The organism is Glutamicibacter soli, assembly GCF_052322135.1.
In the GTDB taxonomy this organism is placed as follows: Bacteria; Actinomycetota; Actinomycetes; order Actinomycetales; family Micrococcaceae; genus Glutamicibacter; species Glutamicibacter soli.
Genome location: NZ_CM125969.1, coordinates 543,743 through 557,150 on the forward strand (window position 1 = coordinate 543,743; position 13,408 = coordinate 557,150).

The 13,408-nt window shown below is 62.0% G+C and carries 7 protein-coding genes and 1 tRNA gene; 7 read left to right on the forward strand and 1 reads right to left on the reverse strand.

The annotated features are described in order from the left end of the window. Nucleotide 1 precedes the first annotated feature (1 nt). Nucleotides 2–2,041, forward strand: coding sequence for an FAD/NAD(P)-binding protein (locus ACTX90_RS02705; protein WP_082123756.1), 2,040 nt, complete (start codon nucleotides 2–4; stop codon nucleotides 2,039–2,041). 73 nt (nucleotides 2,042–2,114) lie between these two features. On the opposite strand, the gene ACTX90_RS02710 is transcribed toward ACTX90_RS02705, so the two are convergent. Next, nucleotides 2,115–2,202 (reverse strand) — tRNA-Ser (locus ACTX90_RS02710). A gap of 62 nt (nucleotides 2,203–2,264) precedes the next feature. On the opposite strand from ACTX90_RS02710, the gene ACTX90_RS02715 reads away from it, so the two are divergent. The 6 genes from ACTX90_RS02715 (at nucleotide 2,265) to ACTX90_RS02740 (ending at nucleotide 13,405) form a co-directional block, all read left to right on the forward strand. After that, nucleotides 2,265–3,242 (forward strand): NAD(P)H-quinone oxidoreductase, encoded by a 978-nt coding sequence (locus tag ACTX90_RS02715; protein WP_047118203.1) that lies wholly within the window; start codon nucleotides 2,265–2,267, stop codon nucleotides 3,240–3,242. A 112-nt stretch (nucleotides 3,243–3,354) separates the two neighbouring features. Then, on the forward strand, nucleotides 3,355–5,589 hold the full coding sequence (locus ACTX90_RS02720; RefSeq protein WP_424678758.1) for a carbon starvation CstA family protein: 2,235 nt from the start codon (nucleotides 3,355–3,357) through the stop codon (nucleotides 5,587–5,589). Between the two features lie 2 nt (nucleotides 5,590–5,591). Then, the gene (locus tag ACTX90_RS02725) at nucleotides 5,592–5,783 is read left to right on the forward strand and encodes a YbdD/YjiX family protein (protein WP_047117955.1); all 192 of its coding nucleotides are present in this window, start codon (nucleotides 5,592–5,594) and stop codon (nucleotides 5,781–5,783) included. 69 nt (nucleotides 5,784–5,852) lie between these two features. After that, nucleotides 5,853–6,182: a TraM recognition domain-containing protein gene (locus ACTX90_RS02730; RefSeq protein ID WP_047117954.1), complete on the forward strand. Its 330-nt coding sequence runs from the start codon at nucleotides 5,853–5,855 to the stop codon at nucleotides 6,180–6,182. Between the two features lie 357 nt (nucleotides 6,183–6,539). Then, complete coding sequence (locus tag ACTX90_RS02735; protein ID WP_443443037.1) at nucleotides 6,540–7,598, forward strand: hypothetical protein; 1,059 nt, start codon at nucleotides 6,540–6,542, stop codon at nucleotides 7,596–7,598. Further along, a complete protein-coding gene (locus ACTX90_RS02740) occupies nucleotides 7,496–13,405 on the forward strand; it encodes a DNRLRE domain-containing protein (protein WP_443443038.1) in 5,910 nt (1,969 codons plus the stop codon). The genes ACTX90_RS02735 and ACTX90_RS02740 overlap by 103 nt, the downstream gene beginning before the upstream one ends. The last annotated feature ends 3 nt before the right edge of the window (nucleotides 13,406–13,408 follow it).

Consider the following 13,408-nt stretch of genomic DNA (forward strand, 5'->3'; position numbering starts at 1 on the left):
TGTGAGCACCTTGACGCAGAACCCCCGACCCGAGTTCAGCCTGGCCATCGTCGGAGCCGGGCCGCGCGGCACGAGCGTTGTCGAGCGCCTCGCCGCACTGGCCCAGAAGCTTCCCGATGCGGCGGTGCGTGTACGCGTGACAGTTTTCGATCCGTACCGTCCGGGCTCGGGCCATGTCTGGAGCCCGAAGCAGTCGGACCACTTCCTGATGAACACTCCGGCCTCCTTCCCCACGGTGGCCCCGGAACGCCGGGGCAGCGAACCCGGGCTGAGCTTCCGCCAGTTCGTCGCCGCGCAGGGGGACGGCAAGCGGATGAGCGAAGCCCACGCTGCGCAGCTGCACGGCATCCAGGACGGCACCTATCCTGCCCGCGCGCTCTACGGCGAATACCTGGAGCACGTGTACGACACGAGTGCCGCGATCCTGGCCGCGCACCCCGGCTTCGAAATTTCCCATGTGCAGGCCGAGGTCGTGGCCGTGCGCCCCGAAGCGAACGGCTACCGCGTGGAATTCCGCCGCGGCCCGGAAGGGCAAGGCACAGCTGAAACGCTGGAAACCGACGGAGTGGTGCTCGCCCTGGGGCACCAGAGCGCGGAACTGAACCCGTGGCAGAAGCAGCTGCAGCGTTCGGCCGCCCAGTCCGGTGCCACCTACATGCCCCCAAACGTGCCAGCGGACCTGGACTACTCGCAGTTCGCCGAGGGCCAGCCCGCACTGGTCAGGGGACTGGGGCTGAACTTCTTCGACGGCATGGCGGAGCTGACCGCCGGCCGCGGAGGCATCTTCCGGGAAGTCGGCGACGAGCCCGGCTCCCGGTTCGAGTACGTGGCCTCCGGGCGTGAACCGCAGCTGGTGGTCGCCTCGCGCCGCGGAACGCCGTACTGGGGCAAGCCTGTGGTGGACCAGTTCATCCCGGACGAGATCAGCCTGCACCATTTCGACGCGGAAGAGCTCATCGGCAGGCTGGCCGAGGCGCGCGCCGGGAACCCAGAGGCGGCGCTGGTCTTCTCCCGGCATATCTGGCCGAGCCTGCACCGCGACATCCTGCTGGCCTACTACCGCCAGTGCGCCGTGAACTGCGACGGCCGCTGGGAGATTCCGGCCGCCGAATTCATCCGGTCGCTCGAGGCGATCCTGGACGCTGAGCACCACGAAGGCAGCCAGGTCTGGCTGGGCAAGCTGCGCGAATTCATCGCCGGCTTCCCGGAGCTCGAATGGCTGGACGTGCCGGCCCTGGCCCGCCCCTTCGACGAGGTGGGCTTCGGCTCCAGCGAGGAGTACCAGCAGGCGGTACGCGACTACATGCAGGAGAACGCGCGGCGCAGCGCCGCCGGACTGGAAGATCCGCTCTCCCGCGCCATCATGACCATGAACCTGGGGCGCATGGTCATCAAGGACCTGGTCGCCAATGGGATCCTGGACGAGCAGTCACGCATCGAGGAAGTGCAGGCGCACTTCGAGCCGCTGGTCGAAGGACTGTCCTCCGGACCGCCGCTGCAGCGCATCGAGCAGCTGCTCGCGCTGTCGCGCGCCGGACTGGTGACCTTCGTCGGGCCGGATCCGGAATTCGGTTTCGACGAGGTCAACGGCCAGTTCACCGCCTCGTCGCCCTGGGTAGATTCGGAAGTGCACACCGCCCGGACGCTGTGCGAGGCCATGATGCCCGCCAACCGCGTCCTGCAGAACGACACCCCGCTGATCACCCAGCTGCTGTCCGAGCATGTGGCCCGGGTGCACACCTGGAACAACGCCGAAGGCGGGGTGCTGCCGGGCAGCGGCTTCGACGTGGTGGGACAGCCCTACCGGCTGGTCAACAGCGAGGGGATGGCGCACCGGGGGATTTTCGTGCTGGGCTTGCAGCTGTCCTCGGTGCAGTGGGGCACTGCCATCGCAGCCCAGGCCGGGAGCATCGAGAACCCCGCGGCCAGAACCTTGCAGGACGCGCAGTATGTGGTCAACGAGGTCGCCCGGCTCGTGGGGCTTCCCTACAACGAGCTGCAGCTGGAGCACGGCGCACCCGCTTATGAGATGCAGCCGTAGGTTCCAAGGAGTTCCCGTGGAATGAAAAACCTCCGGAACTCGGGGAACCGAGAACCGGAGGTTTCTACTCACGCGGATGGTATGGGATTTGAACCCATGAGACGGGGTTGCCGCCTACTGGTTTTCAAGACCAGCTCCTTCGGCCGCTCGGACAACCATCCAACCCGAAAAATTATACGGCATGAATAGCTAGGGACAGGAATTGGCAACGATGAACGACGTTATGAACGCCTATATTTACCGCGAAGCCGGCGGCCCGGAAGTGATCGAAGCGCAGCAGCGCGAAGTGCCTGTGGCGGGGCCGGGGGAGGTGCTGATCAAGACCGCGGCCTTCGGGCTCAACCGGGCCGATGTCCAACAGCGCCGCGGCGTGTATCCGCCGCCGCCCGGCGCGAGCGACATCCCCGGACTGGAAGTGTCAGGAACCGTTGCGGCACTGGGTGAGGGCGTCACCGGGTGGAACCTCGGGGACCGGGTGGCCGCACTGTTGGCCGGCGGCGGCTACGCCCAATACGTCAACGTCGCCCAGGAACTGCTGATCCGCATCCCCGACGGCATGTCCTTCACCGACGCGGCCGCGCTGCCCGAGGTGGCCGCCACCGTGGTGTCCAACCTGTTCCTGGAAGGCGGGCTGCGCCAGGGGCAGAGCCTGCTGGTCCACGGCGGCGCCGGAGGCATCGGTTCCATGGCGATCCAGCTGGCCAAGGCCGCCGGGGCTACCGTCTACGTGACCGCGTCCTCGGCCGACAAGCTGGAGTACTGCGCGCGGCTGGGCGCGGATGCGGGGATCAACTACAAGGACGAGGACATCCTGGAACGCGTCAAGGAACTGACCGGCGGCCGCGGGGTGGATCTGATCCTGGACGTGGTCGGCGCCAAGTACCTGCAGTTGAACCTCAAGGCGCTCGCCGTCGGAGGCCGGCTGGTAGTCATCGGACTGCAGCAGGGTGCCAAGGCGGAGTTGAACCTGGGAGTGTTGCTGGCCAAGCGCGCCAGGATCATCGGCACCACGCTGCGGGCCAGGCCGCTGTCCGAGAAGTCGGAGATCATCCAGGAGACAGTGCAGCGCGTGATGCCCCTGCTGTCGGAGGGCAAGCTGGAGCTGAACGTCGGCAAGTCCTTTGAATTTTCCGAACTGGCCAGGGCCCATGAATATTTCGACTCCGGCGTGCATACCGGAAAAATTGTCATCGAAGTTTGATTTGTCCCCATCGGGTGGGCGTAGAGTGACAGGCATATCCCCAACATCGTGACCTGAGGCATAGCCGCGGGTCACGTGCATCACTTGTCCCCCTACGAGGAGGTTGCTCCGAGTGAGTACCCAGAACACCCTGCCCCCAGCCGGCGTGGATCCGGATGTGGCCGAACAGGAAGAGAAGCGCTGGACCCCGCTGCGCATCGCGGTGTGGATCGCCATTGCGCTGGTCGGCGGCATCGCCTGGTCCATGCTGGCTTTCTCCCGCGGCGAGACCATCAACGCCATCTGGTTCGTCTTCGCCGCGGTGGCGACCTATCTGATCGCCTACCGCTTCTACTCGAAGTTCATCGAGCGCAAGATCGCCAAGCCCAACGACTTCCGCGCGACCCCGGCCGAAAGCATCAACAACGGCCGCGACTACGTGCCCACCGACCGGCGTGTGCTCTTCGGCCACCACTTTGCCGCCATCGCCGGCGCAGGCCCGCTGGTCGGGCCGATCCTGGCAGCCCAGATGGGATACCTGCCGGGCACCATCTGGATCATCGTCGGCGTGGTGCTGGCCGGAGCAGTCCAGGACTATCTGGTCATGTTCTTCTCCATGCGCCGCGGCGGCCGTTCGCTGGGCCAGATGGCCCGCGAGGAGCTCGGCCTGATCGGCGGCACCGCCGCGCTGATCGCCACCTTGGCGATCATGATCATCATTACCGCCATCCTGGCGCTCGTGGTGGTCAATGCCCTGGGCGAATCCGCATGGGGCGTCTACTCGGTCGGGCTGACCATCCCGATCGCGCTGTTCATGGGCATCTACCTGCGCTTCATCCGCCCGGGCAAGGTGCTGGAAGTGTCGATCATCGGCTTCGCGCTGCTGATGTTCGCCATCATCTCCGGACGCTGGATCGCCGAGTCGCCGTGGGGCGCCGAGCTCTTCCATCTGGATCGCACCACCATCGCCTGGGCCATCATCATCTACGGATTCATCGCCGCGGTGCTGCCGGTCTGGCTGCTGCTGGCCCCGCGCGACTACCTGTCGACCTTCATGAAGATCGGCGTGATCCTGCTGCTGGCCGTGGCGATCCTGGTGGTCCAGCCGCAGATCAGCGTCCCGGCCGTGTCCGAGTTCGCTTCGCGCAACGACGGACCGGTGGTGGCAGGGCACCTGTTCCCGTTCCTGTTCGTGACCATCGCCTGCGGCGCGCTGTCCGGGTTCCACGCGCTGATCTCCTCGGGCACCACCCCGAAGCTTGTCGAGAAGGAAAAGCAGACTCGCTTCCTGGGCTACGGCGGCATGCTGATGGAATCCATGGTGGCCATCATGGCGCTGGTCGCGGCGATCTCCATCGACCGCGGCGTGTACTTCGCGATGAACGCCTCCTCGGCGGCCACCGGCGGCACCGTGGAAACCGCGGTGGCGTTCGTGAACTCGCTGGGCCTGGCCGGGGTGAACCTTGAACCGGGCACGCTGAACGAGCTGGCGAACAACGTCGGCGAGAACAGCGTGGTCTCGCGCACCGGCGGCGCACCGACGCTGGCCGTGGGCATCGCCCACATCATGCACCAGTGGTTCGGCGGCACCGCGATGATGGGCTTCTGGTACCACTTCGCGATCATGTTCGAGGCGCTGTTCATCCTGACCGCCGTTGACGCCGGTACCCGCGTGGCCCGCTTCATGCTGCAGGACACCATCGGCAACTTCCTCCCGAAGTTCAAGGACAATTCGTGGCGTCCGGGCGTCTGGGTGTGTACCGCCATCATGGTGGCCGGCTGGGGATACATCCTGATCCTCGGCGTGACCGACCCCCTGGGCGGCATCAACACGTTCTTCCCGCTGTTCGGCATCTCCAACCAGCTGCTCGCGGCCATTGCGCTGGCGGTCGTCATGGCCATCATGGCCAAGCGCAACCAGTTCAAGTACCTGTGGGTGGTGGTGCTGCCGCTGGCCTTCGCCGTGGTGGTCACGTTCGTCGCCAGCTGGCAGAAGATCTTCTCCCCGGACGTGAAGGTCGGCTACTTCGCCAACCATTTCGCGTACAAGGACGCGCTGGCCGCCGGCGAGACATCGCTGGGCTCGGCCAAGACCGTGGAGGCCATGGAAGCGGTGGTCCGCAACACCGGTGTCCAGGGCTGGCTGTCCGTGGTCTTCCTGATCCTGACCGCCGTGGTCATCACCTCGGCCATCGTCGCCACGGTGAAAGCGAAGATTAACGGTGGAGGAGTGGACACCGAGGATCCGGTGGTCGAATCCAAGATGTACGCCCCGTCGGGGCTGATTTCCAGCCCTGCCGAGAAGGAGCTGGCGGCGGCCTGGAAGCAGGTTGCCCCGGAGCACCGGATCCACCGGGGCGGGCACTAGCGATGGCCGGCCTGCGCGAACGCCTGGGCCAGGCAAAGCGGTTCGTCGACGGGGTGCTGGGCGCCGACAAGTACCAGCACTACCTGGAACACCACGCGCGGACCCATCCGGGGCAGACCCCGATGACCGAGCGGGCGTTCTGGAGGGACTACTCCGACTGGCAGGACAAGCACCCGCAGGGACGCTGCTGCTGACGCTGCGCATCCCCCGGGAAGAGCGGGCAACCACCCGGTGGTTGCCCGTTCTGCCGTCGTGGGTCGATTATGGCGTTCTGGGGTGCCGCCAACATCCGCGTCGCCGGCTCAGGGCTCTCGGATGATAAGTTCCTACCGTTCCTCGCCCAACTCGTCGGTGATCTGGACAAACGCTCCTCCAGCACCAGTGGCCGCAGCGGGCGCTCCGTCTCTAGCTCGATGCAGCGCGAGCGGATCTTGGACGTGGCCGATTTGGCGGCGCTCCCACGGGGTCGAGCGATCTTGACCAGCTCGGGCATGCCGGCTGGACTGATCGAGCTACAGCACTACTCCACCAAACCCTACGGAGAAGATGTGCAAGACTCGCAACGATATTACGAGGGACAGTTGAAGATCTAGCGAATCGCAGAAGTTGATTCCCGTTCGTCTGTTGCTACGACGAATATCGTTGCTCTGTCTGTTGACTAGGCTAAATAATTTTAAAGTTTTGAGGCTGGTCTTCAGCCTCTCGTTTCGTAAGATAATTGGCTAAATAACGTTTAGGATACTTTTTCCCCAGAGCGTTCTTTTTGGTATTTCGCGCGCGCCAGTTATAGCAGAATCTATGTGCTGGCTATGTGTCAGCTTAATTTCTTATCGAAAATTGGGGTCAAAGTGTACCTTCTCAGAGGGGATACCTCTGCGCGCCTGTGGACAGATTTCACAGTACGCAAGAGAAAAATCCTATCGACTATCGCGATCGCCAGCACCAGCGCATTGCTGGCCTCAGGACTCATCGCCCCGTCGGCGTTCGCCGACGAAGAACCGCAAGACGCCACACAAACCGTTCAAGACGTCACCGAACGTCCCGACGGGGTGTCCGCCCAAATTACCGCGAAAGCCACCGGCCACCGCGTCGAGGATTTGTCCCTCCGCACGGCCACCGAACAGGTGTTCGCCAACCCGGATGGAACCTGGACGTCCGAGACGACCTCAGCAGCCCGCTTCAAAGAAGAAAAAGGCAGCTTCGTGCCCTTGGGCACCGACGGGGAGCTCACCGACGCCGCATCCCCGGTCGTAGGTGATGGCACCGAGCTCACCGTCGCTGACGGCAAGGACGCGCTCGGTGATGGTCCCACCCAGGATTCGGTTGTGCTCGCTGAGCTGGAGTCCACCGGGGAGCACGAAGGATCTACCATGAAGCTGGGGTGGGAGGGCGAACTACCTGCCCCGCAGATCAGTGAGAACCAAGCCACCTATGCCGATCAGGTGCAGGTACCCGTCATCGAAGATCCATCCGGCGACGTCATGCCACAAACCTCCACCGTGGACCCAGTCCCTTCGGATACTCCTGCCGAGTCTCCCCGCGACACCAAGGCTCCGGAGGTCGCTGATGAGCAGCCCGCAGAGGGCGAGGATGACTCGTCTTCCGTCCCGACCCCTGAGCCTTCAGAGTCCTCCGCTGATTCATCGGAGCAAGCGGCCGAATCAGAAGCGCCGTCACTCGACATGCCCGCCGAATCCCAGCCGGTGGATGCGAGCGTGATCGTTGAGCCGCTGCGGTCGGGCTTCTCGCACCGCACCGTGCTGGAGCAGGCCCCTGAGGGTGAGGTGTCGCTGCGTTTCCCGATCAAGCTGTCCAAGGGCTTGAAGTTGAGCAAAGACCAGGACACCGGTGACCTGCGCGCGGTAAACAGCAAGGGCGAGACCGTGTTCTTCGCCCCGGCCCCACGATGTGGGATGCCAAGATCGATGAAGCCTCCGGACTGCACCCGGCCGAACGCCTGGTGGAAACCACCCTCACCGAAGAAGACGGCGTCCCGGTACTCACCTTGAACGCTGACGCCGCATGGTTGCAAGATCCGGAACGTCAGTACCCGGTCACCATTGACCCGACCTGGTCTTCCAATGCCTCCGATACCTGGGTGCAGGCCGACGTTCCCGGCTCCAAGGCCGGTGATCCGGAACTACGTGTGGGAACGTTCAACGGCGGGACATTGAAGTCCCGTTCTTTCCTGCAGTTCGCTTCCACCGCGCTGGACGGGAAGAAGATCACCAAGGCCGAACTGCGAATGCACAACTACCACTCGTACTCGTGCACCTCTTCCCCGGTGAAGGTCCAACGCGTCACCAGCGAATGGATTTCCACCGACGTCCGCTGGACCAAACAGCCAACCGCCACATCCAGTGGCGAAGGCACAAACAACGTGTCCAAAGGTTACTCTTCGAGCTGTGCTGCCGGGTACGTCTACTACCCGATCACTCCGATTGCCCAGTACTGGGCAGATAACCCCACCAAGAACTACGGGGTGCGGTTGATCGCGGCCGATGAGACGAACAACTACACCTGGAAACGCTACCGCTCAGCGAACTACGTCACAGGTGCGAACGATCCGAACGAACCCACATTCGTCGTCACCTACAATTCCTACCCCGGCACCCCCTCTGGTGTTTCTTTCAACTCCGGTGAATCGGTAAAGGATGGTTCAGGGAAGCTATGGGTGAAGTCGAAGACCCCGACGTTCCGTTCGACGGTCACCGACCCGGACGGTGGGAACGTCAAAGCCGAGTTCGACATGACCGGTACCGGCACACTGAGCAAGCAAGCCGGTTCCATGGTCGCCTCCAAGCAGGTTTCCCTTTACAAGGCCAACTTGGCAGAAAACGGCACTTATACCGTCAAGGCCTGGGCCAATGACGGGACGCTGCGGTCCAAAGCGGCCGGAGCTGCCACGACATTCACGGTCGACTCAATTGCACCCACAGCCCCGACCATCAGCTCATCAGCCGGGATCACTAACAACGGCTGGCAAGCATCTAAGCCTGGGTCGAACACCTTCACGTTCTCTTCCAGCGCGGACACCGACAAGTTTTCTTATCAGCTCAATAACGAGGCCTGGAAAACTGTCGCGGCTTCCTCTGGGAAATCTACGGTGTCTTGGAACCCGACCGGGGCGAACATCCTGCGGGTAAAAGCCATTGACAAGGCTGCCAATACATCGGGCACCATCACGTGGACCTTCGGCAACGGGGTGGCTTCCTTGACTTCTCCTGCAGCCGGGTCCACGACCTCCGATTCGTTCAAAGTCACCGGCCAAGGCCCCACCTCCTCCACTGGAGCGGTGACGCCGAAGGTGTATTGGCGCGAAGCTGACAGCGTGACCGCCGATACCGCCACCTACGGTTCCAACGCGGGATGGCATGAAGCAGCATCCCTGCCAGAGATCGCAGCGGGTCAGCCAGTCAAACTCGATACCATGATCGACATCTCTGCGGCTCCGGCCGGGAAGCTCAAAGAGCTGGGCAAGGACCGTATCGCCGCACTGGTGGAGCTGCAGGTATGTTTCGACTATGCCGGCGCACCAGCGGCCTCCAAGCTGCAATGCACCACCAACAAGTCCAAGAAACCAGTTCAGGTCACCAAGCTGCCGCACGCGTTCGGGGATAACTACCCCGTGGCCGAGGCCGGCGACGGCCAGGTCGCTCTGACCACTGGTGAGCTGAATCTTTCGGAAACCGATGTCGAGGTCAACGCCGGCAACACCGGCTTATCAGTAAGCCGTTCCTATTCCTCCTATTCCGGGATCGGAGCCAACTCCCGCATCTTCGGCAAAGGCTGGCGCGCTAACATCGACGGCCCGGACGAAGGCCTGGCAGGACTGCTGGTCGCTGAATCCACCGCATTGGATGGCACCATCACCCTGATCAGTGATGATGAAACCGCGGCGGTGTTCCGCCAGCCAGGTAACGGGCGTGTATCTCTGAAAACCGGCACCTATCAGCCTGCTAACGAAGATGCCATTGCGTCTGGTTGGAAACTGGTCGTATCAGGTTCAGGAACCAGCGCGCGGATCAAGATCACAGAAGAAGATGGAACGGTCACCACGTTCAAGCGCGGCGCCAACCTTGAGGGCAACCCCAAGATTTGGGAATGGATCGCCGAGACCGTCACCGGCGGCAACGGCACCGGGACTAGCAAATTCGTTTCGAATACCGCCGGTCAAACCACCATGGTCATCGCCGGTACTGAAACGAACCTTAACTGCGAAGCAGCGACACTTGTGCATACCGAGACGACTGCGGTGAAGGGGTGCCGTCGCATCAACCTGTCCTATGACGCCGCAGGCAAGATCACCAAGGTCACCTACACCGCCTGGGATCCTGCCACGAGCGCCATGAAGACCGTCAATATTGCTGAATACGGCTACGATGGCGCCAGCCTGGACTCCCGATTGACCAGCGTCAAGGATTCTCGCACCGGAGACATCACGACCTACACCTACGGGGCAGAATCTGCGGCAGGGGTACCCCTGCTTGCCTCAACGGAGGAGAAAACCAGTAGCGGCACCCGAGTAGATGCGCCAACCTACTACAAATACGGTAAGGCCAACGATTCAAACCGGTCCGATTGGCTGGAACTGGTCGAGCGAGGCAATGCCATCGATGGAAATACCAGAGTGCAGTATGCTCGGTTCGTGTATGGCCTGAACCCGTCAGGGGACGGAGCTAACACGCCCAAGCTGGCAGAGAGCCAGGTCAAGCTCTGGGAACAGGACGGTACCCACAAGCCGGTGACCGGTTATGCAGTGTTCGGTCCAGGCAAGAATATTGGTTCGTCCAAAGCGGCTTCGGTCGCGATGGCGGATTACAAGTACGCTGACCTGCAATACGTTGATGCGCAGAACCGCGTCGTTAACACCGCCTCCTATGCGGCAGGTGCGTGGCAGCTCACCGCGAACGTGTTCAACGCGGAGGGGAATATCGAGCGGGCCTATGATGCTAGAGCGATCCGCACCATCCAGGCTGCAGCAGGAACCCCCGCGAACGTCGTCAATGGGGTGTTGAACAGCCATGAAGAACACGCTCAGGTGAATGTCTACTACTCAGATCTGGAAACGCTGATTGACAAGGAGGGTAACGGACTCTCAACGAAAACTGACGCCACGGAGAAAGCTGAAGAAATTTCCAAGAATGAGGCGACCGCCGAGTTCCTGCGAGGCTACGTCACCGACACCTATTCACCGGTGACCACCGATGAAAACGATGAGCCCTCCCGGGTACATACCAAGACCAGCTACACTCCGATCACGGATGTTGATGCAGGGGGCATGCCGCGCATGCTGCCGACAACGGTGGCGACTTCGAAGGCCAGCTCCGGGAAGATTGATCGCGACGCTGACAACGAACCGATCATCACCCAGGTGGAGAACGGTTACAACGCCTACACCGTCGACAAGAACGGGAAGGCGACCACCGATAAGAACAATCTGCGTTCAGGTTGGGTGATCGGTTCACCCACTAAGGTCACCCAAGTCATGAGTACCAGCGGTGACAACATTGTGACCGAGACCCGGTTCGATGACCAAGGACGCGTGATCGAATCCCGGCAGCCGAAGTTCGCCGGCGCTGATGCTGGAACGACGAAGAGCATCTACTACACCGCTGGAGCGAACGCAGCGGATAGTGACTGCGGAAGCAAACCGGAATATGCGGGGTACTTGTGCAAGAACACCCCGCAGGGTGCCGGGTCGGTCGCTAAGCATCAGACCGGGTTCAACATCTACGGCCAGCCAGCCACGTTCACCGAGTCCTCGACCGGAACCGATGGGGCCAAGCGCATCACCACCCAGACGTACCGGGCTGATGGCCAGGAAGAGAAGACCACGGTCACCACTAGTGGAATCACCACCACTGCGGTACAGCCGGTGGAGAAGCTCTACGACGTCACCGGAGTACAGAACGGCGTGCGGGCAGTAGCTTCCGGCTCCCTGCCGCAATCCGAAGTGAAATGGACCCAGGACTTGTGGGGACGTACCACTTCCTACACCAACTCACTAGGAGAAACGACTACCACCGAATACGACCTGTTCGGCAACGTCTCCAAGACGGTCTCCCCGGTCTCGACCACTACGTATAAGTACGGGGCCCTATCCAATGACGCGGAGAACATGGGTGAATACCAAGGTGTAGTCACCAGCATGACCGTGTCCAAACACGGCGGCACCAACACCGCAACCTACAAAGCCACCTACGACGGGGATGGCAACGTCCTCACCCAGGCCATCCCCGGGGGCTTCATCCAGAGGATGGACTACGACGAATCCGGCAAGCAGGTCCGCCTGGCCTATGACGGACCGTTGAAAGCCGAAGACGGCACCAGCTCGATCGGCACCTGGATCGCGTGGGAACTGAATCGTGACGTCACCGGACGCATCATGGGTGAAACTACCCCTGAAGGAGATGTGCTCGCTGGCACCTCGACTGCCGGGGACCGTGCGGCGGCCTATGACCGTGCGTTCACCTATGACCGGGCTGGACGTCTCACCGAGGTCAAGGACATCACCGCTACCCCGGGAGAAACGGTGAACACCGACCCCGAGGAAGGGGCCGTGACTCCAACGACGGTGCGGAAGTATGCATTTGATAAGAACGGCAACCGCGCCTCGCTGACCACCACGGTCAACGGCACCCAGACCGCTAAGCGGACCTGGGCCTACGACGCCGCAGACCGTGTCGGTGTGGGCGCTGGGTATGTGTATGACGGGTTGGGACGGCAGACCACGATCCCAGCCGCCGATGCACCAGCAGCTGCTGGCGGGGTCAAGGCCGGGGCTGGGGCGATCACGGTGAAGTACTTCGCTGATGACGCTGCCGCAGCCATCACCCGCAACGGCACCACCTCTACCATCGCCCGGGATCCTGCAGGGCGCCGCCTGACGGTGACCTCGTCCGGAACCGCGGCTGCCGGAACCGAAACCAAGCACTACGCCGATGATTCGGATAACCCTGCCTGGACCACTCGTAAGCAAGGCACCGAAACCATCACCACCAGGTACGAATCCACCATCGGTGGAGACCTGGCGTTGACCATCACCGGGAACACTGTGGAACTTGCGGTGAATAACCCTCACGGGGACGTGGTCGCCACCGTGCCGTTGACCGGTACCGGGGCAGGGCAAGGTATCACCGGATGGGCGCAGTACGACGAGTACGGCAACCAGCTCACCGAACCAGTGAACACCGGCGCCACCACCTACGGATGGCACGGAGCCGATGAACGCGCCGTAGACACCAGCGGGCTGATCCTGATGGGCGCTCGACTCTACAACTCGGTCACTGGGCTGTTTAGCAGCCGGGACCCGGTCGAGGGCGGCAACACCACGACCTACGCCTACCCACAAGACCCAGTGGGAACGAATGACCTTAGTGGACTCTTTCAGTGGGGAAAATGGTTAGATCGAGCAAGCACAGGGCTCGCTGTCGCAGGTATGTTTGGGTGTGCGCTCTGTGCCGCAGGTTCTGCGGCTATTGGGCTTGGCAGAGGTATCTATAAAATACGTAACGGAAAAAAGGGCGAAGGCTGGGTAGATATCGCGGGCTCGGTTACCTTTGGCGTAGGTAAAGGACTTCGAGCTGCGGGTAAACTGTGGAAAAAATCCCAGATGAAGAAGTACCCTAAAGGTCACCGAGTCAACAAATATAAAAGGAAGAAAATAGCAAGAAAGTACCGAAAGTACAACAACAGAGTTGTAAAACGCTATGACAGATTTGACCGAATCTGGAGCACTGGTACCGCAAGCTATTCAAGCTATGGGATGTACACAGATTATAGGGCGTATAAAAAATCAAGACAAAGGAGGTAGTGT